Raw genomic sequence first — 21,161 nt, 5'->3', positions numbered from 1 at the left:
GGCCTCGCTTTTTGGGCCGAGGAGGCTCGAGCCGTGCCCGCGGAAAGCGTCCACCGAGAGCGGATCACCTGATACCAACGGTTCAGGTATTTTATAGCCAAATAAAAAAGCAGAGGGCTTGTCCCTCTGCTTTTTGTTGTAAATATTCAACGATAAGTACAACTACGCCTTTGTCTTCACCTTAAAGGCCCCGTTACTCGGCGAGAGTCTTTAAGTGTTTATTTACGCGGCTCTCCTGGTTGACCTTCGTAGCCAGCAGTGAAAATCGAAACTAAAAATACTAAACAAACACCCATTAAAATAGCTGTTACCATGGGGAATCCTCCTTATTATCAAGACTATGCGTAACCTTATTATAACCAAAAGTTCTCGAATTGTGAATATAAGTGTTAACAAGTTCAAATAATCTTCTAAATTGAAGTGCCTATATAAGTATAACAACATCCACCCTCTGAATAAAATGATATGAAGGTTTATGTTAAATCTTTGCCTTTATCCAGTTCTTTGGGGGGGATCTTATGAAGTGGGAAGGAACTTTGGAAGAGTATGTACAGTCTATAATGGATGGAGATATTAAATACAAGACAAGTCACGAACGGTTATATCATGCTTTTCAGTGGGCGAGGGCAAAAGGTTTATTAACTAAAATATATGGAATGGACTATATATTTGATGAGATCGAAAAAAACTTCTTAATACCTGCTTCTAAAGGGTATGATGCTCGTAAACGTTTACTTGTATTAGTTGGGCCACCTGGAAGTGGGAAAACGTCAATCGTTCGTTTATTAAAAGAAGCGTTAATCGCTTTTTCAAAAACAGACGAAGGTGCGGTTTATAAAATTAAAAATTGTCCATTAAACGAAAACCCTCTGTTAGCTTTACCTGCTGACATTAAAAATGAAATGATAGAAAAAGTAGAACTAAAACTAAATGGTTTTTTATCCCCTTTAAACAAACAGCGCTTAAATGAAGACTATAATGGTGATTGGCGTAAAATCGAAGTTGAACGTTATTATATTAGTGAAAGTGAGAGGATTGGTATTGGATCATTTGTTCCAAGTGACCCTTATACCCAAGAAGTTACAGACTTAATCGGCGATGTTGATTATTCGACAATTACGACATATGGTTCTGTTTCTGACCCAAGAGCTTATCGCTATGACGGAGAATTTCAAGTTGCTAACCAAGGATTGTTAGAGTTACATGAAGTATTTAAGACACGCAGGGAGCTTATGTACCCATTTTTAACGTTAGCAGAAGACGGTGTTTATAAAATGACACGTCAGTCGATGGTTTTTACTGATCAAGTCTTAGTTGGCCATTCAAATGAGGAAGACTTAAAAACGTTTGTGAAACAAAGTGAAAATGATGCACTGCTTAGTCGGATGATTTTAATTCGTGTGCCATATAACTTGCAATTAGCTGAAGAAATTAACCTATATCACTCGATTTTAAATGAAGAGGATCGAAGACGGTTAGGTTATCTAGCGATAGAAACTCTTGCAAAAGCAGTGATAATGTCGCGGTTAGATCACCGTAAAAAGAGCGAGGCTTTGTTTGATCGTATTAATGATCTCGATCAAGCAAACATTTTTACGTTAAATAAAAGAGATGGTATGTTTGGAATTGAAGTGAGAATAGCTTTTCAAGTGTTAGAACGTACTATGAGTAGAGTTGGTGTTATTAGTGCTGTTGACTTATTAGAGGAGTTAAGCCATTTACTTGAGCAGGACTACCGCTTAGACAATGTAACTTTACATTGGTACAAAGATTTAATTAAAAGAGCAGAAAAAGATTATCATATACAATTGCATTCACTTTTAGAAGATTATATATGTAAGCAAGAGACAAAACGATTAGACCGGTTTGTTTATGAATGTCTTTATGATCGTGGGAAGGTAAAAAGTTGGCTTAATATAAGTGAAGACATGTTTAGTTCGTTACAAGGGCTCATAGATGAACAGACTGATGACCAATTGAGTATAAATTTATTACCTAAAGAATATCAAAAGGTTTTTAAGCAAAAGCTATTGGAAGAATATGTGGAAGAGCTATATATAAAAGGTAACTTGCGTGAATGGCTACAACACTACTTTAAATCACACTTAGAACAAGAGGGTGTTAAGCATACAAATAAACTAATTGAAGACCTATATCATGCATTAACTTGATAAAGTTTATATATATAGGTAGAATTCGACATTACAACGACGAATCTGCAATTTTTCGCGCATGAACCTTTTCTATGAGCTTGTTTTCATATATACTAATTGAAGGTATATTATGTTTTTCCAAATGTTCTCTATTTACTGTTTGTGGACTTTGTTTTATGGGTAAACAATATAGTAGAGAATTATAGGAGAACTGTTATAAACTAATAAGTATAATACAATTTGTACAAATCGATGGGGGTAGTAAAAAGTGGCAATCAAAGGGTCTAACGACAATGTATGGCATGCTTTTCATGGCCCAAACATGGGTTATATTGAAGAGCAGTATGAATTATTTTTAGATGACCCTGATGCAGTTGACGAATCGCTGCGTCAAATGTTTGAAGAACATGGAGCTCCTGATTGGATGCAGTCAGGTGGTGTTGAACCTTCGACTGGTGGGCAAGTAAGTGCTCAAGATATGAAGAAGTTAACATCTGCAATGAAGCTTGTTGACGCTGTCCGTCGTCATGGACATTTAGAAGCGGACATTTTCCCAGTAGGAAAGCAGGATGATCGTTCGACACCGTTAGTGGATCCAAAAACATATGATTTAACTGAATCGGATTTAAAGCAAATGGATGCTAGTGTTTTAGTGTCTGATGCTCCAAGTCATGTAAAAAACGCTTGGGATCTGATCCAACATTTAAAAACACGTTATTCTGGAAAAGCTTCATACGAATTTAATCATATTCCTGATGATGATGAGCGCGAGTGGCTCTACAACAAAGTAGAGACTGGTGCTATTGACGTGTCTCTAAGTGATGATGAAAAGAAAGAAGTACTTAAACGATTAGCCGAAGTAGAAGGCTTTGAACAATTTTTAGGTAAGACGTTCGTTGGACAAAAGCGTTTCTCTATTGAAGGTCTAGACATGATGGTGCCAATGCTTGAACACATGGTGAAAAACGGTAATGAAGATTCAGTTGAGCACGTCATGATGGGCATGGCTCACAGAGGACGTCTGAACGTTCTAGCGCATATCCTCGGAAAACCATATGAGTTAATCTTCTCCGAATTCGCTCATTCACCTGATAAAGAGTTGGTCCCTTCTGAAGGTTCATCTGGTATTAACTACGGTTGGACTGGAGATGTGAAATATCACTTCGGTGGAAACCGTGAAATTGGTGATGAAGAGACGACGAAGATTACACTAGCACATAACCCTTCTCACTTAGAGTTTGTTAACCCTGTTGTTGAAGGTTATACACGTGCTGTTCAAGACAACCGCGATGTGTCTGGTTACGCTGAGCCCGATTTCAATAAAGCTTTTACAATCCAAATACACGGTGATGCTGCATTTATCGGTGAAGGTGTTGTAGCAGAAACGTTAAACATGTCTCAATTAGATGGTTATGAGACAGGCGGTTCGATCCATATTATTGCGAACAACTTAGTCGGTTTTACAACAAACCATAAAGATGGCCGTTCAACGAAGTACGCGAGTGATTTAGCTAAAGGCTTTGAAATGCCGATTATCCACGTTAATGCTGATGATCCAGTAGCTTGTTTATCAGCGGTAGAGTTAGCTTATCAGTATCGCAAAAAGTTTCAAAAGGACGTCATCCTTGATTTAGTTGGTTATAGACGTTATGGCCACAACGAAATGGATGAGCCACGTGGAACTCAACCGTTACTTTATCAAGCAATCGATGATCATAAAACAGCCTACGAGCTTTTTGCTGATTACTTAGTTGAATCAAATGTAATTTCAGAAGACGATGCGAAAAACTTTAAAGACGATGTGATGTCAAAGTTACGCGAGACATACAACAACATGAAGGAAAATGAGGATGTTGAACATACGATTCCTGATTTACCTGAAGAAGTTGTAAATGGTCTAGATCAAATTGAAACAGCCGTCGATACAGATGTATTAAAGAAATTAAACGAAGACATGTTAAAGCGTCCAGACGATTTTAACGGCTTTAAAAAGCTAGAGAAAATCTTACAGCGTCGTGAAAAAGCGTTCAATGAAGGTGAAAAGATTGATTGGGCGTTAGGTGAAGCTTTAGCTTATGCTTCGATTTTAAAAGATGGCACACCGATCCGTATGACTGGTCAAGATTCTGAACGCGGTACATTCGCTCACCGTCATGCTGTTTTACATGATACTGAAAAGCAGCGTAAATACAGCCCATTCCATGGACTAGAGGGTGTTGATACATCATTTAGTATTTATAATAGTCCACTATCTGAGAATGGTGTCTTAGGCTTTGAGTATGGATATAGCGTTGAATGTGATGATACACTTGTTCTTTGGGAAGCACAGTTTGGTGACTTCGCAAACGCAGCACAAGTCATTTTCGATCAATTTATCGCATCAGGTCGTGCTAAATGGGGTCAAATTGCAAGCCTTGTTATGTTGCTTCCTCATGGTTATGAAGGTCAAGGCCCAGAGCACTCAAGTGCAAGGCTAGAGCGTTTCTTACAATTATCTGCTGAAAATAACTGGACAGTTGCAAACGTAACTTCTGCAGCTCAGTTCTTCCATTTATTAAGACGTCAAGCAGCTATTGTAGGGACAGAAGCGGCTCGACCGTTAGTTGTTATGACGCCAAAGAGCTTGTTACGTAACCAGCGCGTAGCTGTTGACCATACAGAGCTATCTGAAGGTAAGTTCAAGCATATTCTTGAACAAAATGGTACTGGGGAAGATGCTGATACGGTTAAACGTTTAGTGATCGGTAGCGGTAAAGTGATGGTGGATTTAGAAGAAGCGATGGAAAAACGTGATAACACTGATGAAATTCACTTTGCACGCTTAGAACAGATCTATCCATTCCCTGAGAAAGAATTAAAAGAATTACTAAAGAATTACAAAAATATTGAAGAGATCGTTTGGATTCAAGAAGAACCGAAAAATATGGGAAGTTGGGACTTCGTTAAAGAACGAATTCAAGATATTAAGAAAGTTAAACAGAAGCTTCATTACGTTGGTCGCCCTTATCGTTCATCACCAGCTGTTGGTGATCCGAATATTTCAAAAGCAGAGCAAAGCCGTATTATCAATGAAGCATTGAAGCTAGATTAAAGGAGGAGAATGACGTGAAGGAAATTATTGTACCAGAGTTAGCCGAATCCATTACTGAGGGAACGGTTGCTGAATGGTTAGTATCAGAAGGAGATCAAGTAGGGAAAGGTGACCCAATCGTAGAATTAGAGACGGACAAAGTTAACGTTGAAGTTAACTCTGACTACGCTGGTGTTATTACGGAATTATTAGTTGGTGAAGGTGAAGACGTAGAAGTTGGAGACTCAATCGCTAAAGTTGATGAGAGTGGCGAGGGAGCAGCAAGTTCTGACAGCGGATCTGACAAAGAAGAGAAGTCAGAAGAGCCAGCTAAAGATGAGAATAAAGAAGACAAGAAAGAAGAAAAAGAATCAGATGAAAAGCAGCCAACAACGAAAGAAGAAACAGCTGACCACGATCCTGATCAACCAGTAGCTTCTCCTGCTACACGCAAACGTGCTCGTGAATTAGGTATTGATTTAAGTGAAATCAAGCCAAAAGATCCAGTTGGCCGTATCTCAAAAGAAGATGTTGAAGCGGCAGCTAAATCTAAAGCAGACGATGGTAAGAAGAAAGATTCTAAGAAAGAATCTAAAAAAGACCAATCTGCTGAGAAAACAGAATTTGATAAGCCAGTAGAACGTGAAAAAATGTCTCGCCGTCGTCAAACAATCGCTAAGCGTCTTGTAGAAGCACAAGAACAGTCAGCAATGTTAACGACATTTAACGAAGTAGACATGACGAACATTATGAATGTACGTAGCGACCGTAAAGATGATTTCGAGAAGAAGCATGGCATTAAGCTTGGTTTCATGTCATTCTTTACGAAAGCTGTAATCGGAGCTCTTAAAGAATTCCCACTTCTAAACGCTGAAATCCAAGGTGATGAAATCGTTAAGAAGCAATTCTATGATATTGGCATGGCTGTATCAACTGAAGAAGGTCTAGTTGTACCAGTAGTACGTGACGCTGATCGTTTAAGTTTCGCTGGTATTGAAGGTGAAATAATGGACGTAGCTAAGAAAGCACGTGACGGTCAATTATCTATGAAAGACTTACAAGGTGGTTCATTTACAATTACAAATGGCGGTATTTTCGGTTCATTACTATCAACACCGATCTTGAACACGCCGCAAGTTGGTATTTTAGGAATGCACAAGATTGAAAAGCGCCCTAAAGTAATGCCAGATGACAGCATTGAAGTACGTCCAATGATGTACCTAGCACTTTCATACGACCACCGTATCGTTGACGGTCGTGAAGCAGTACAGTTCTTAAACCGTGTTAAAGAAATGGTTGAAGATCCGTACGACTTATTATTAGAAGGTTAATAAACCTCATGAGACAAAACCTCTTGCATATAATGATGCAAGAGGTTTTTCATTTGGGGTGGTTTAGTGAAGTATGACAGCCGAGCTTATTTGCACGGTCATAAAGATATAATTCAGGTTAAACATGAAACAGAGCAGTACGAAAACAGAGGTGGTTCATTTGATGTTACCAAACCTTTAAACGTACAAGATATTATACAGCTATTTGAGTACGAGGAAATAGGTTTAGAAGAGGTTTCTTTTAATTCAAAGCATATTCATATGAGAAACACATTGCTAAATGAATTCAAGACAGGTAAGCCATTCGAGGAAAGCCTTGAGTATAAAAGAGTTCACCATTGTAATAAACCAAAACAACAAGTGTCGATTTTATTAATTGATCTCTCAAAATCGATGAGGAAACCGAAGTACTTATCAATCATAAATCAAACTATAAAGGAAAACCAAAACATACTCTTCCACCGTGAACAAATTATCGACTTGAAAACTGAACAAATAAAACTTGATGATTTTCAGGGCGGAACATCTATGGTAAAGCCTTTATTAACGCTTTTACAAGCTGAGCAGTTAGTGAATGGCAAGTTTAATATAGTACACCTTACAGATGGGGATGTACCTACAAAAGAGTGGGAAGAAGTCTGTAACATAATTAACGAATTAGAGGGGAATTATGAATTTCAACTATTGAAGACTTTCAAAAATGAAAGCATTAGAAAGAGAGTGTTAGAAGAAAATGACATAAAATACACACTCTTAGCTCACAATATAGGTGAGTGAAAGGGTGTGTTTATTATGAGAATCTTTTTTTATATTTTGATGGCATTAGTCACTATGACCATTGTTCAAATTCATCCTTCTGAACAAAGCCACGCTGATTCAGTAGATATATATACTGTACAACCAGGTGATACGTTATGGAAAATATCTCGCACTTATCAAATTGGGTTAAGTGAGATTATTAATGCGAATCCACAATTTGATAACCCAGACCTCATTTATCCTGGGGATGATGTAACAATTCCACTTAAAACTGAAGTGAAGTCTATAGAAGATGAAGTCATTCGCATTACTAATGAAATGAGACAACAACACGGGCTCCAACCGTTAGAAGGTGATTGGCAATTATCTCGTGTTGCAAGGTATAAATCACGAGATATGCGGGATCAAAACTATTTCTCTCATCAATCACCAACATATGGTTCACCTTTTGAGATGATTGAGCAATTTAACGTTTCATATCAAAGAGCAGCTGAAAATATAGCCGCTGGTCAACAAAACCCCCGATCAGTTGTCGATTCGTGGATGAATAGTCAAGGTCACCGAGAAAACATATTAGACCCTAATATGACACATATTGGTGTTGGGTATGCAGAAGGTGGTCAGTACAATAATTATTGGACACAAATGTTCATTGCGCGATAACCATTTTAACCCTGCTTTTGCCTGTGAAACCAGTAAATTACTACGTTTGTCGAAATGCCATATTTTTTCTTGAAAATTTATTGTATGATGATTGCGTTTTCATAAAGTACTTGGTAAAATGCAATAGCGTCAGTCAAAAAATATATAACTCTTATGGGGTAGGGGGACTAGAAAATGGATATTATTTTAGGTTTGTTAGCGATTGCATCTGTTATTGGACTAGCAATGCTAATGTCTAACAACCGTAGCAATATTCCTTTTAAAGGTATCGGAATCATGCTATTGCTACAAGCATTAATTACATGGTTCATGTTCAACACTGAAGTCGGTCGCATAATTATTGAAGCGATTGCAGTAGTTTTTGATAAGTTAATTGAGTTTGGTCGTAACGGTGTAGAATTCGTTGTTGGCGGAATTACAATAGTAGATCCAGAAGAAGGCGTCTTCTTTTTTGATGTATTATTAATCATTATTTTCTTTGCAACTATTCTTTCTGTATTAACTTACTTGAAAGTGCTTCCATTTATCATCAAATATGTTGGTGGTGCACTATCTAAAGTAACAGGTTTACCGAAGATTGAATCATTCAATGCTGTAAACAGTATGTTCTTTGGTCAGTCTGAAGCGTTAATTGCAATTAAATCACAGTTCCACAGAATAACAGAAAACCGTTTATATATCGTATCAGCTTCAGCGATGGGTTCTGTTTCAGCATCCATTATCGGTGCTTATATGACAATGATCCCACCAGAATATGTATTAGTGGCTATTCCGCTAAACATGTTCAGTGCACTAATTGTTGGTTCAATTATTGCTCCTCCTGATGTTGAAGATGAAGATGACGAAGTAGATGTGAAGAACGTATCTGAATCTAAGAGTATTTTCGAAGCGATGGCAAATGGTGCGATGGACGGTGGTAAGATCGCGCTAATCGTAGCAACAATGTTAATTGCTTTCTTAGCAGCTCTTGAATTAGTTAACTTCATTGTCGGTGCTGCTATTCCTGTTGAAGGTGCTTCATTAGAAGCAGGTTTAGGTTACCTATTACTACCACTAACTTTCTTAATGGGTATTAGCCCAGGCGAAATGCTTGAAGCAGGTAGTTTAATGGGACTAAAGATTGTAACAAACGAATTCGTAGCAATGGGACTATTTCAGGATATGATGGATGAAGGTGTGTTCTCTGATAAGACAGTTGGTATTGTATCTGTATTCTTAACAAGCTTTGCGAACTTCGGTTCAATTGGTATTGTAGCAGGTACAGTAGCTGGTATTGATGCAGAGAAAGGTAAGACAGTATCTCGTTTCGGTATGAAGCTTCTAGTTGGTGCGACATTAGCATCAATCCTATCTGCAACAATCGCAGGTTTATTCCTATAAGTTAAATAAACAAAATCCACAATCAGATTTTAACTCTGATTGTGGATTTTTTTATGGACTAGCTTCAAGTTTTAATCTTTGAATTAACCGTACAATCAAGATTATAGCTCCAGTCGCTAAGCCGATAATTAGTCCTACCCAATACCCAAATGGTCCCAAACTCGTAAATTGAGCGATCAGTATGCCAGATGGTAAACCAATAATCCAAAAAGAAATAAAGGCAATGACTAAAGTGACATTAACATCTTTATAACCTCTTAAAGCCCCTTGAATTGGTGTACCAAAACCATCGGAGAGTTGGAAAAAGATCGCATAAATTAAAAAGTGTTGCATGAGTTGGATAACGTCAGGATCATTACTGTATAGTTGTGATACTTCTTCCCGAAATACAAAGATTAATACGCCACTTAATATTGCAAAAAATAAACCTGAACTAATGCCAATTAAGCTGTAAACCTTTGCATCATGAATACGTTTTCCACCAACTTCAAATCCGACTGAAATCGTTAATGCCATTGCAATAGCAAGTGGCAGCATATAAAAGATTGAAGCAAAATTCATTGCGGCTTGGTGAGCAGCAATCGTAATAGTGTCATAGACGCTAATGAACAACGTAACAGCAGCAAAAATACTCGTTTCAAAAAAGATCGTAAAACCAATCGGAACGCCGATTTTTAGTTGCTCTTTCCAAGCTGAAAGCGATGGCCGCACAAACTGCTTAAATACTTGATAACGTCTAAATGGCTGTACGTTGTGTACAATGATAACTGATAGGAAAAATGAGATCATGTACGTAATCGCTGAAGCAACACCAGCCCCAACACCACCAAGTTCAGGTGCACCAAAATTTCCGAAAATAAACATATAGTTAAAAAATGCATTTAAGGGTAACGCAAATAGTATAATGAGCATGGAAGTCTTTGTTTGACCTAAGGCGTCGATAAAAGAACGCATTAAGTTAAATGAAAATAAAAATACCATCCCAACCCCGAGTGCTGTTAAGTAATACTTTGCGACATGATAAACATTAGGATCTATTGATAACAGTGACAAAATCGAATCAAGGAAAAAGAAGCCTAACATAAACATAGTAAATGAAATTGCTATCGCTAAGTATAATCCTTGTTTAACAGCAAAAGGAATACGTTCTCGCTTATTTGCTCCAGTTAACTGTGCGACAATAGGTGAGATCGCTAATAAAATACCATTAATGCCAGTTAAGACAGGTATCCAAATGGAAGAGCCAATTGCCACACCAGCTAAATCTTCGGCTGAAGCTTGACCAGCCATAACTGTGTCGAATACATTCATTAAATAAATCCCAACTTGTGTTATTAGTATGGGAATTAAGACTTTAGTAAAAAGTGCTATTTTCTCTTTCATCGTTTGAGTTTGATACATTTTTAACGCCTTCCCTATACTCTAACGTGTAATTGTTTGCTAATATGTCATTATAGCGTAAATTGTATGAACTAGACAGAAAGGAAGTTTAATAAATATGAGTCAGAATAAATTAGTTTTTACAGGCGGTGGGACAGCAGGTCATGTTGTCGTTAATTTAGCATTAATGCCACAGTTCATTAATGAAGGGTACGAAATACATTATATTGGATCCTATGAAGGAATCGAGCGCGAACTAGTAGAAGGAATGAATGGCGTTACTTACCACGGCATAGCAACAGGTAAGCTGAGGCGTTATATGTCACTAGAAAATATGAAAGATCCATTCAGAGTACTTAAAGGGGTCATGCAAGCTCGTAAAATTATTAAACAAGTTAAACCAAGGCTTGTCTTCTCTAAAGGTGGCTTTGTATCAGTACCAGTTGTTATGGCTTCTCGAATGGCTGGTGTTCCATCAATTATTCATGAATCAGACTATACACCTGGATTAGCGAATAAGATCGCTACTAATTTTGCGAAGTATATTTTAACGACATTTCCTGAAACGAATGAACATTTACCACAAAAGAAAGCGATAAATATTGGCGCCATTGTGCGTGATGAGTTGTTTGATGGCGACTTAAATCGTGCAGAAGAGTTTACGGGATTCACACGAGAAAAACCAACATTGCTTGTGATGGGTGGAAGTGCTGGTGCGCAAAGCATCAATGAAGCTGTTCGAAGCGCGTTACCTCAATTATTAAATCAATATCAAGTAATCCACTTGTGTGGGAAAGGTAAATTAGATGATTCAATTAATCAAGAAGGGTATGTTCAGTACGAATATGTAACCGATGAATTAAAAGATTTATTAGCACTATCCAACTTTGTTATATCACGAGCTGGTGCTAATGCTATATTTGAATTTTTAGCTTTAAAGAAACCAATGGTGTTAATTCCGTTATCTAGCCAAGTAAGTAGAGGAGATCAAATATTAAACGCTAAGTCATTTGAAAAACGTGGCTATGCTCAAGTGCTAGAAGATGAGGAAGTGACAATGGATTCATTGGTTCATGCTATACAAGAACTTAAACAAAATGAAACGACATATAAACAAAATATGGAAGCTTACCAACCGTTAAAAACTAAAGATGATGTCGTCGATTTAATTAAAAATACAATGATTTAACAAGAAGGTGTTGCCTAATTATTGGCAACACCTTTGTTATTAGGCAGATATTAGAGTTATTTAGTATGATCTTGCTATTTTCATATGTTAACTATAAATAATAGAAATATTTGTACAAATATAGCTGAATATCAAGCTAAATCGAAATTGATAGAATATTACCAACAAAATATAATGAAATGTGGTTTCGACAAAATGTACAAAACTTCGTCCGATCAAGGACTTTAAAAAGGGAGAGTTATTGATGAAAAAGTGGTTTAGTTTAGTCATCATGACAAGCTTACTTGTACTTGCTGCTTGTGGTGATGATAATGGGGAGTTAGATGAAATTGTTTTAGCGGATGCTGATTGGAACAGTATCAAAGTTCATAATGCAATTATGCAAAACATTATCGAGCATGGTTACGGTTATGAGACGGATACAATGAGTGGTTCAACAGCTAACACTGTTCAAGGTTTAAGAGATGGTGATATTAACGTTTACTCTGAAGTTTGGACAGACAATATTCGCGAAGTGTATGAAGAAGCAATTGACACAGGTGAAATTATCGAAGTATCTGTAAACTTTGATGATAATGAACAAGGTCTTTACGTTCCAACATATGTTATTGAAGGTGATGAAGAGCGGGGTATTGAGCCACTTGCGCCTGGTTTAGAAACAGTTCAAGACCTAGCAGATTATCCAGAAGTATTTGAAGACCCAGAAGACGCTGAAAAGGGACAAATCGTTAACGGTCCTTCAGGTTGGGCAGTAAATGAAACGATTGTTGAGAAGATCGAGTATTATGGTTTAGATGAGATGTATAACATTATGTCACCAGGTTCTGATGCAGCATTAGTATCTTCGCTAGCTTCAGCTTATGAATCAGGTGAGCCTTGGGTTGGTTATTACTGGTCTCCTACTTGGGTGACAGCTTCATATGACTTAACTTTACTTGAGGACGAGCCATTCGATGAAGAAGTATGGCAAGAAACACGTGGTACAGAGTTTCCACCAAATGATGTAACAGTAGCTGTTCATGAAGACTTTCCTGAACAAGCGCCAGAAGTTAATGAGTTTTTAGAGAACTATGAAACTTCTACTGCACTAACAGAAGAAGCTTTAGTTTACATTTTGGAAGAAGACGCTTCTCCTGAAGAAGCAGCAGTTTACTGGATGGAACTACACGAAGATCTTTGGACAGATTGGGTTCCTGAAGATGTGGCTGAAAGCGTGAAAGAAGAGTTAGGTATTTAAATTCTCTATAAAAGGTAGTTAGCCACGGTTGAAGTGGTGGTTAGCTGCCTTTTTTCCATTTATGCCGTATTGAAGTGATCAATAATATTTATTTGAGGTGAAATGATGCAAGATTTTCCCGATATATCAATTCCGTTAGGTGATGGAGCCGACTTTATTGTTAATTTTTTGGATGACAATTTAGGGCCATTTTTTGACTTTATATTTTGGTTAACATCAAGTACGATATCTACATTTGATGACTTCTTGAACTTTTTACCATGGTGGTTAATTTTAATAGTAATATTTGTAATTGGTCTATACTTTCAAAATTGGAAGTCTGGTTTACTATTTAGTACGTTTATCTTTTTAGTAGGTAGTTTCGGTTTTTGGGAAGAGTTAATGATAACAGTGGCCATAGTTATAACCGCCGTTGTAATCTGTATATTTATCGGTATACCAATAGGAATTATAATGGCGTTGTATAAACCTTTCTCCGTATTTATGCGCCCTATTTTAGATGCGATGCAGACGATGCCGAGTTTCATTTATTTAATTCCGGTAATTTTCTTCTTTGCATTAGGTAATGTGCCAGCTGTATTTGCAACAATTATTTATGCAGTTCCACCAGTTATTCGCTTAACTGAGTTAGCGATCCGTAATGTAGATCAAGAAGTCGTTGAGTCAGCAGAATCATTCGGTTCGTCAAGGAAGCAGATTTTGTTTAAAGTTCAATTACCACAAGCTATTCCGACGATCATGGCAGGAATTAATCAAACAACTATGATGGCGTTAGCGATGGTTGTTATTGCATCAATGGTTGGTGCTGGCGGTTTAGGTGAACAAGTCTTAATCGCGATTAACCGTCTTGATATTGCACTAGGTTTTGAAGCAGGTATTAGTATCGTCTTCTTAGCAATTATTATTGACCGTGTGACATCAGGAATCGGTGATAAGTTCCAACGAAATAAGGGGGATCATTAAATGAGTGTAAAAATGAAAATAAATAATGTATCCAAAATATTTGGTCCAAAGCCAAAGTCCGCGATCCCTTTAGTTGAACAAGGAAAATCTAAAGATGATATTTTAGCTGAAACAGGTAATACAGTTGGGGTATACAATGCTAATTTAGATATTGAAGAAGGCGAACTGTTTGTCATTATGGGACTATCAGGTAGTGGTAAATCAACATTGATTCGTTGTTTAAACCTTTTAAATAAACCGACGACAGGGGCAATCGAAGTTGATGGAGAAGATGTCGTTAAGTTTAAAGGTGAAAAGCTTAAACATTATCGTCAAAAAAAGATTGCGATGGTGTTCCAACATTTTGGTTTGTTTAGCCATAGAACAGTGCTAGGTAACGTTGAGTATGGCTTAGAGATTCGTGGTGTACCGACAGAGGAACGTCGTAAAGTGGCAAGAGAAAACTTAGAAAGTGTAGGCTTAAAAGGTTGGGAAGATAAATATCCTGATGAGTTGTCAGGTGGAATGCAGCAGCGTGTTGGTTTAGCAAGAGCGTTAGCAAATGACCCTGACATTCTCCTGATGGACGAACCGTTTAGTGCACTTGACCCACTCATTCGTCGTGAAATGCAATTAGAATTATTAGATTTACAAGAGCGATTACAGAAGACGATCATTTTCATTACACACGATATTAACGAAGCATTTAAAATTGGTGATCGTGTAGCGGTTATGAAAGATGGAAAAGTTGTTCAAACCGGGACTCCGGAATCTATCCTTGAAGAACCGGCTAACGATTATATTTCTGAGTTTATTAAAGATATTGACCGTTCAAAAATTATCCAAGCAGAAAATGTTATGATAAAACCTAATGCTGTTGTCTCTTTGAAAGATGGTTTAAACGTTGCTGTAAGAGAGATGGAAGCAAATGGATTATCGAGTGTGTTTGTTACCGATCGTAGCCGCAAGTTACAAGGCATCGTGACAATCGATGATGCGATTCAAGGGATTAAGGAAAAAAGATCGCTTGAAGATGTTATGGTTAAACAAGTTGAGTCGGTTACGAAAGAAGCTTATTTAGAAGAAATCATTCCTAAAGCAGTTGAAACGAAGTACCCAATTGCTGTAGTTAATGATGAAGAACGTTTAGAAGGTATTATTTTACGTGTACACGTATTGTCTAGTTTGATTTCTGAAGATGGTTAAAAAAAGGTTAAGGCTTTGCCTTAACCTTTTTTATTGAACAATCCCAAATCGTTTAATTTCGACATCAATGTTATAGTTAACATTAATATTTGGAAATAAATCATGCCAGTCATCTGTTGTTAACGATTGACCACGTGTTGCGTTATTATACTGAACACCGAAGCCAAAAATATCTGAACCTAATTCTTGTGATCTCCCCACTACTTCAATTAAGTTCTCTTCAATTTGTCTTTCAATTTCACTTTCCATTTTCTTTAATGGACCGGGTTCGTCCAAGTTAATACGTTGTGACAATTCAATCACTCGACCATTAAGCTTTATGTCAACTTCAAAATTTAAAGCCTCAGTATCTGTGACATTTATTGAAGCTCTACTTCCTAATTGATCTATTACGACGTGCAAGTCATCTTCACTTCGTGGGTCATTAACATACTGTGTAATATACTCGTCAAAGTCATCTAAATTCATCGTCAATTCGACTCTACCTTCCTTAAATCGATCACGAAGTAACCTTGCATAAAATATTTCATCCATCGATAAAGTACCGACAAGAACGTCATTTTGCATCATTCCAATGGCATTAACTTCTACTTTATTATCTTCAACTGTTAAGATGGGTACGACAGGGTCTAAGCCGACGCGAAAGTATGACCGCATAAACTCATGAAACGTACTACTAACAATGACTTCACTTTTAACAGCTGTTTCAATTAATCGGTGTAAATAAATGCCTATATTCGGAGCTTCTTCATAGTTTGAAGCAGACATAAGGTCACGAGTAGGTTGATCTGCGACAGCTACATATAACATGTCTGATACAGCAGCATTACGCTCGATTGTATCTAAGTATGGGAAAATCCCTTCTTCTGAAATAGTAGGTCCGAATATAAGGGTTTGTAGCTGGCCATTTACAATTTGATAACCTGATTGTTTGTTTGCATTAGCTCGAATTGTATCAAATGTTGCACCAGAACTATGAATGATTTGTGATGCATCGGTAATGTCAGGGTTGAATTGGTATAATACGACAGTGCCGTCAATTTCTTGTGTGTCTGGGTTTTGGTCAAAACCGTATGCAGTTACAATACCTAACTCTTCAATAATGTTAGGCTCTATACACGACGACGAAGTTATAAGTATGAAAAAGCTAAGTATTATACCTAAGCAATTAGTTTTTCGCATTAGCTTTTTTCTTCCCTTTCACCCGTTTATAAATTGCAAACGGTAATAATAAGAATGGAAATAGAAACCCTAAATACATTCCAGCCTGACCTACATAGTCAGTAAACATATTAACGTAATGACGATTATCAAAATGGTACTGACAAATAAACGCAATTAAGACAAATAGATATAAGAAGTATTTCTGTTTCCAGCCGAAAACCCGCTTTGAGCTTATACTTAACATCCAAGCAAGCAAGATCAAGTTAGGTAATATAATAATCATCCACAATGCAACAGCTAAAATATCAAATCGTTCAAACATCGGAAATGAGATAATCTTCATCATTGAAAGTAGTGGCCATATTTTAGACTCTAATTGTCCTTGGGCGTAAAAGCCGATTGAGACCATGGTGATGACTGTAATCATAGCAATCGTAAAAGCCATAGCTAACTGGCTATATCTGTGGACCTTTGACTTATCGTGAATATAAGGGTACAAAAACCATAGTAGTTCAAAGCCTAATATAGTGAAGGATGTAATCTTTGCTCCTTCTAAGATAGCACGCATATCTGCTTCGAACATCGGAAAGTAACCATCATAATCTAATAAAGCAATTGGTTCAGTAAGTAGCCCAAGCATCCAAATCGACCCAAAGAAGAATACAATCGATGCTCCAACTGCAACCCGAATTCCCCCTAAAACAGCATATAGAACAAGTGTTAATAAAGCAGCTGATATAAACCAAGATGACATTTGTGGGAAGATGAACACTTGAACAAACTCAATGTAATTTAACATGACACTCAAAAACATAATGAAGAAATAGACAATAAAAACTAATGTAATTAACTTTCCAATAAAGCTACCAAACCAACTTGTTAATATCCCATGTAAATCCGTATCTTTATGTGTGTTTAATATAAAAACGATACATGCAATGGTTAAGTGCAAAACAATAGCTGCAACAATAATGGAAATCCAACTGTCACGTCCTGCCTCCATAAAAACGAGCCGAGGATATCCTGCAATCCCAACACCGATCTGCATCGTGTGTAGGACGATAAATAAATAAACAGCTTTTATTTTTTGATCTAGTGGAATCTGCAGTTGTGACATAATAGCACCTATTCGTCAATATCGGATTTTTTTGGTTTCTTAGGCTTAGGGAAGCGTTGGATCTTTTTCGGCTTGTTTGAGTAAGCGCGCTTATTGCTGTGTAGAAAAGGTATTCGAAATATTGAATTGTCAAGATCTCTAGGTTGAAATGGGTACACAGGTACAAAATATGGTCGATTTAAAGAACGTTGTTTCACTAAGTGAATGGCAATAAATGCAAAGCTAAACACTAAGCCGACAAACCCCCAAAGTCCAGCGAAGATCATAAGCGGGAAGCGGATGATACGAATAGCTGACCCCATTAAATAACTAGGTGTCGTAAAGGATGCTAAAGCACTTAAGGCGACAATGATAATTAAAATGTTACTTGTAAAACCGGCTTGTACGACAGCTTGCCCAATAACGATTCCACCTACGATACCCATTGTCTGACCGACCTTTGTCGGTAATCGTGCCCCGGCCTCACGGATTAGCTCGATTAAAAACTCTAGTATGAGTGCTTCCAATAGAGGTGGAAACGGTACGCGTGTTCTTGAATGCCCTAGAGATACGAGTAGTGCATCAGGTATAATTTCATAATGATACGTGAGAGCTGCGACGTATGTAGGTGTTAAGGTAATCGAAATGAACATGGCGATTATACGTAATAGCCGTGTAAAAGCCCCCATATTCCAACGTGTATAGTTATCTTCTGTTGTCTGGAAAAAACTAAAAAAGGAAGCTGGAGTTACAACCCCTGATGCACTCTTGTCTACTAAAACACCTAACCTTCCTTCTTTAAGTGAATAACAAAAACGATCGGGCAATTCGGTTGTGATAAATTGTGGAAATATAGAGTAAGAATTGTCTTCTATATATTGAGTTAATGTTGAGGCATCGAGTACATCATCAACATTAAGGACGCTAAGTCGGTCTCTTAACTCTTTAACATTGTCCCCATTAGCGATATCTTCTAGATAAACTATTCTTACTTCGGTAGGAACAGTGTTTCCAATGACAAATTTCTCAACTTTTAGTGAACTTGTATCCATTCGTTTGTGAACCAAGTTTAAGTTCGTATCCATCGACTCTGTAAAAGAAACTTTCGGACCGAATATGAGTGATTCAGTTTCTGCTCGATCAGGTTCACGTTTTTCTACACGAGGTATGAGGAAGGTTAAACAATCTTTTTCGCCTTCAATGTATACACAAGCAGCACCTTCTAATAACTCATCACCTATTGGATTTAGTTCTGTATGTTGTTTTGAACCTGTAATTGGAATCGTATCTTTGAAAGTCTCATGATCCCAACTTGGCGTATGTTGAATCTCACCAACTACTTGATCATATAGGTGGTCTTTATCTACTAAGTAATCAATGAAAACAACTATACATCTTTTCCCATCGTGATGGATGATCTTAGAAGCCAAATCTGGTGATGCTTGAAAGTATTGGTTTTTCAGATCTTGTTCTAGCTGTTCTAATTTGCACGGAAAATAGCATGATTTTTTGAACCGACGTTTCATAGATTTCTCCCTCACAAACGTTTAAACATAGTATGCGATTGTTTGGTGAAAATATGTAAATACTAAGGAAAACATTGTGAGGGGAATGAAACGACAGGATGAGTATGCAATTAATAGAAGTTTATATCCCGAAGCATAAGTATGAAGATGTAAAACCTGCTTTAGACAAGTTCTCTCAAGAAAGTGTCTGGAAGGAATATGAGATTAACGACCGTGTATTAATGCGAATGATTGTAGCTGAGGAAGAAGTAGAAGAGGTGCTTGACTATTTAGAAGCCGTTTCAAGTATGTCAGAAGGGTTCGAAACTATTCTTTTCCCAGTTCATACTTACTTTTCTCGTGAAACGATTAAAGAAAAGGAAACTGAAGAGAAGAGTAATAAGAAAAATGTGAGTAATGAAGAGAAAGGTAGGTTGCTGAGGGCAAGTCGCCAAGAGTTAACGCATACGATTGATAAAAAAAGCCACCTTACAATGAATTACACTTTACTAATAATATTTTCTGCTATAGTTGCAGCCGGCGGTTTTATTAATGATAGTGAAGCGGTTGTGATTGGGGCAATGGCAATTGCTCCATTAATTGGTCCTGCAATTTCAGTCTCTTTTGCGGCGGTACTAGGTGACTTAAAAAAATTGTGGCAAGCATTTTCAACATTAATGATCGGTTTTGCTATAATTGTGGGTATTGCAAGTTCTTTCGGTTACTTTTTTGAAGAAGGAACTCAAACGACACAATATACGTCTAGAACAACTGTGTCGATTGCGGATATATTTATTGCATTAGCCTCTGGTGCAGCAGGAGCTCTTGCATTGCTTAACCGTGTATCTAGTGGCATGGTTGGTGTTATGGTCGCAGTCGCCTTACTTCCTCCAACAGTCACATTTGGGATATCAATTGGACAAATGTTATGGGTAGATACGTATTGGTCTTTCTTACTTATTATGACCAATGTAACGTGTATTTTCTTAAGTGGCATTATAATCTTTTTTGTTAGTGGTATACGACCAGTTAAATGGAAAGAAGAAGTTACAATTAATGTCTCTCGAATTCTTTCTACTGGTATAGTAGCTTTATTGTTTATCACCTTAGTCGTGGTGCTAATTTTGAGTATGTAATCATTTGTAATCTAATTGTTATTAAAGGCTAGCTCATCCTTTGGTATAATGCATATGTTAAGGTATTGCGTCGAAATCGTGTATACTATATGATGTAACAAACGACGTGGGACCTTAATTGAGGGGAATATAAATGACTGATGAATATAAGCGACCTGAAACAGAAGATGAAGTTGATTTATATGAAGACCTTGAAGAAGAAGAGATTGAAGAATTACTAAATGAAGAAAAAGAACGAATCAATCAAAAAAGAAAAGAAGAGAGAATGGAGCCGAAGCGTCCGTTTCCAAAATGGGTGTTTTGGCTAATTGCTATTTTTCTATTTTTTAATATAGCTGCGACATTACCAGCAATGTATCCTATTCCAGCGATCGATTTTTTAAGAACGTCAGCACAGCTCATGATGGATGAGGAAGTCCAATCTTATCGAGAATCGGTTGTAACAGTTGATACAGGAATCGGGAGAGGGACTGGTTTTGTCATTTCAGAAGATGGTTATGTCATTACTAATGAGCATGTTATTAGTGAACGTGAACGGTTATGGATTTATTTTGATGGAGATGGACCTTACGGCGCAACGATTGAAGAAGCGGTACCGGAAATAGACTTAGCTTTATTAAAAGTTGACGGAGAAGGATTCCCAGAACTTGAATTGGCAGAAACTGCGAGTTATCAACCGAATGAGCCTTTCTATTTTATCGGTAGTCCGCTAGGGTTTAGTGGCATTGCTAATGAAGGAACAATTATTGGTGAATCTGCGGTAGGAAATATCGAAGGAGATGTGCTTGTTTTAGACGCACCAATTTACAGTGGTAATAGTGGTAGCCCAGTTATTAACCAATCAGGAGAAGTTATAGCGATCATTTATGCTACAAGAACAGAAGATGAACATGGGCGCGTAGGCTTAGCAGTGCCGATTGATTTATTTTATGAACATTTAAATGAATAAC

Annotated in this window: 16 protein-coding genes; 12 read left to right on the top strand and 4 right to left on the bottom strand. The window is 37.3% G+C overall.

The features are described from left to right. The first annotated feature begins 518 nt into the window (after window positions 1-518). The 6 genes from AHA02nite_RS07810 to AHA02nite_RS07785 all read left to right on the top strand — a co-directional run bounded on the left by AHA02nite_RS07810 (window position 519) and on the right by AHA02nite_RS07785 (window position 9,356). Entirely contained in the window at window positions 519-2,171 is a 1,653-nt protein-coding gene (locus AHA02nite_RS07810) for a P-loop NTPase family protein (RefSeq protein WP_146816044.1), read from the top strand. Window positions 2,172-2,421: 250 nt separating this feature from the next. After that, entirely contained in the window at window positions 2,422-5,244 is a 2,823-nt protein-coding gene (locus AHA02nite_RS07805) for a 2-oxoglutarate dehydrogenase E1 component (protein ID WP_146816042.1), read from the top strand. 14 nt (window positions 5,245-5,258) lie between these two features. Then, the gene (gene odhB / locus AHA02nite_RS07800; RefSeq protein ID WP_146816040.1) at window positions 5,259-6,554 is read left to right on the top strand and encodes a 2-oxoglutarate dehydrogenase complex dihydrolipoyllysine-residue succinyltransferase; all 1,296 of its coding nucleotides are present in this window, start codon (window positions 5,259-5,261) and stop codon (window positions 6,552-6,554) included. Window positions 6,555-6,620: 66 nt separating this feature from the next. Then, window positions 6,621-7,331, top strand: a complete 711-nt coding sequence (locus AHA02nite_RS07795) for a vWA domain-containing protein (protein ID WP_146816038.1) — start codon at window positions 6,621-6,623, stop codon at window positions 7,329-7,331. 15 nt (window positions 7,332-7,346) lie between these two features. Then, entirely contained in the window at window positions 7,347-7,976 is a 630-nt protein-coding gene (safA, locus tag AHA02nite_RS07790; protein WP_146816036.1) for a SafA/ExsA family spore coat assembly protein, read from the top strand. 174 nt (window positions 7,977-8,150) lie between these two features. Next, window positions 8,151-9,356, top strand: coding sequence for a NupC/NupG family nucleoside CNT transporter (locus AHA02nite_RS07785; RefSeq protein ID WP_146816034.1), 1,206 nt, complete (start codon window positions 8,151-8,153; stop codon window positions 9,354-9,356). A gap of 51 nt (window positions 9,357-9,407) precedes the next feature. Here the strand turns inward: AHA02nite_RS07785 and AHA02nite_RS07780 are convergent, their stop codons facing one another. Beyond that, window positions 9,408-10,757, bottom strand: a complete 1,350-nt coding sequence (locus AHA02nite_RS07780; RefSeq protein WP_146816032.1) for an MATE family efflux transporter — start codon at window positions 10,755-10,757, stop codon at window positions 9,408-9,410. Between the two features lie 97 nt (window positions 10,758-10,854). Between AHA02nite_RS07780 and AHA02nite_RS07775 the strand changes: the two genes are divergently transcribed. The 4 genes from AHA02nite_RS07775 (at window position 10,855) to AHA02nite_RS07760 (ending at window position 15,310) form a co-directional block, all read left to right on the top strand. Beyond that, window positions 10,855-11,925 carry an undecaprenyldiphospho-muramoylpentapeptide beta-N-acetylglucosaminyltransferase gene (locus AHA02nite_RS07775; protein WP_146816030.1) on the top strand — a complete coding sequence of 357 codons (1,071 nt, stop codon included), beginning with the start codon at window positions 10,855-10,857 and terminating at the stop codon, window positions 11,923-11,925. A 244-nt stretch (window positions 11,926-12,169) separates the two neighbouring features. Further along, window positions 12,170-13,162 (top strand): ABC transporter substrate-binding protein, encoded by a 993-nt coding sequence (locus tag AHA02nite_RS07770; RefSeq protein WP_146816028.1) that lies wholly within the window; start codon window positions 12,170-12,172, stop codon window positions 13,160-13,162. Window positions 13,163-13,267: 105 nt separating this feature from the next. Further along, window positions 13,268-14,125 carry an ABC transporter permease gene (locus AHA02nite_RS07765; protein ID WP_017186048.1) on the top strand — a complete coding sequence of 286 codons (858 nt, stop codon included), beginning with the start codon at window positions 13,268-13,270 and terminating at the stop codon, window positions 14,123-14,125. Then, entirely contained in the window at window positions 14,126-15,310 is a 1,185-nt protein-coding gene (locus tag AHA02nite_RS07760) for a quaternary amine ABC transporter ATP-binding protein (RefSeq protein ID WP_146816026.1), read from the top strand. It begins immediately after the preceding gene. 30 nt (window positions 15,311-15,340) lie between these two features. Here the strand turns inward: AHA02nite_RS07760 and AHA02nite_RS07755 are convergent, their stop codons facing one another. Genes AHA02nite_RS07755 through AHA02nite_RS07745 form a run of 3 tightly spaced genes read right to left on the bottom strand, consistent with a single transcriptional unit; the run spans window position 15,341 to window position 19,096 of the window. Further along, window positions 15,341-16,492 carry a Ger(x)C family spore germination protein gene (locus AHA02nite_RS07755; protein WP_017186050.1) on the bottom strand — a complete coding sequence of 384 codons (1,152 nt, stop codon included), beginning with the start codon at window positions 16,490-16,492 and terminating at the stop codon, window positions 15,341-15,343. After that, window positions 16,479-17,591 (bottom strand): GerAB/ArcD/ProY family transporter, encoded by a 1,113-nt coding sequence (locus tag AHA02nite_RS07750; RefSeq protein ID WP_146816024.1) that lies wholly within the window; start codon window positions 17,589-17,591, stop codon window positions 16,479-16,481. The genes AHA02nite_RS07755 and AHA02nite_RS07750 overlap by 14 nt, the downstream gene beginning before the upstream one ends. An 8-nt stretch (window positions 17,592-17,599) precedes the next feature. Next, a complete protein-coding gene (locus AHA02nite_RS07745) occupies window positions 17,600-19,096 on the bottom strand; it encodes a spore germination protein (protein WP_146816022.1) in 1,497 nt (498 codons plus the stop codon). 98 nt (window positions 19,097-19,194) lie between these two features. On the opposite strand from AHA02nite_RS07745, the gene AHA02nite_RS07740 reads away from it, so the two are divergent. Together AHA02nite_RS07740 and AHA02nite_RS07735 are read left to right on the top strand one after the other, a co-directional pair. Next, entirely contained in the window at window positions 19,195-20,211 is a 1,017-nt protein-coding gene (locus tag AHA02nite_RS07740; RefSeq protein WP_146816020.1) for a TIGR00341 family protein, read from the top strand. A gap of 133 nt (window positions 20,212-20,344) precedes the next feature. Continuing rightward, complete coding sequence (locus AHA02nite_RS07735; RefSeq protein ID WP_146816018.1) at window positions 20,345-21,160, top strand: S1C family serine protease; 816 nt, start codon at window positions 20,345-20,347, stop codon at window positions 21,158-21,160. Window position 21,161 lies beyond the last annotated feature (1 nt).

This window comes from Alkalibacillus haloalkaliphilus (assembly GCF_007991275.1).
GTDB lineage: Bacteria > Bacillota > Bacilli > Bacillales > Alkalibacillaceae > Alkalibacillus > Alkalibacillus haloalkaliphilus.
The sequence above is the reverse complement of the archived record's forward strand: the minus strand, read 5'-3'. Positions and strand labels throughout refer to the sequence as shown.